At 75.0% G+C, this 743-nt stretch carries 2 pseudogenes; both read right to left on the minus strand.

The features are described 5' to 3' along the window. A pseudogene (locus PROKR_RS09500) lies at positions 1–463 on the minus strand (apolipoprotein N-acyltransferase); the annotation flags it as partial. Between the two features lie 68 nt (positions 464–531). Beyond that, positions 532–743 (minus strand): annotated as a pseudogene (locus PROKR_RS34410) (hydrolase); the annotation flags it as partial.

Consider the following 743-nt stretch of genomic DNA (forward strand, 5'->3'; position numbering starts at 1 on the left):
GTCCGGTCGGGGCGCCGGCCATGGCCCAGGCGAGGCGCCCCCAGGGGAACCCGCCGAACGGGATCTCGGCGCGCCACTGCTCGACGGCGACGAAGAGCAGGGCGAAGGCAGCGGCGAGGCGCCAGCCTCGCCGCTGCAGGAAGCGTGCCCGCCGCACCCAGGTCCACAGCACGCCGAACCCGCCCAGGAACAGTGCCTCGACGGTCGCCACGGCGATCCAGGGTGCGGTCTCGGTCGACTCGTGCGCCCACCACAGGTGCGGAAGGAAGAACGCGAGACCGAACAGGAGGCCCATCAGGAAGTTCCACCAGGCGCTGTCCCGGCCGAGCGACCAGTACAGGACGGCGACCGCGACGAACGCGGCGGGCCAGAGACCGGCGTCGGGGAACGCGGACCACAGGAGGAGGCCGCCGGGCACCGCGAGGAACAGGGTCAGCAGCCGGGACGGCTCACGCAGGCGCACGCTCGCAGCCTACCGGCGGGTTCACCCTCCCGGCCGGGCGTCGGGTCAGGCGGGCCTGGGCGCTCCGGTCAGAACGTGTCGTGCAGCACGACGCCGTCGCGCAGGGTGTGCAGGCACTCGGGCTCGACGGCGTCGGGCGAGAGGTCGGGCAGCAGCGGGGTGCCGGCGCGCGCCTCTTCGCTCCAGGAACTGAGCCGTCCAGGGGCGGCCTGCACACCGAGGTGCTCGGCCCGCCACACGGCGAGGTGGGCGGGCGCGCCGACGCGCAGCTGCCCGGCGC

This window comes from Promicromonospora kroppenstedtii DSM 19349, from assembly GCF_000515355.1.
GTDB lineage: Bacteria > Actinomycetota > Actinomycetes > Actinomycetales > Cellulomonadaceae > Promicromonospora > Promicromonospora kroppenstedtii.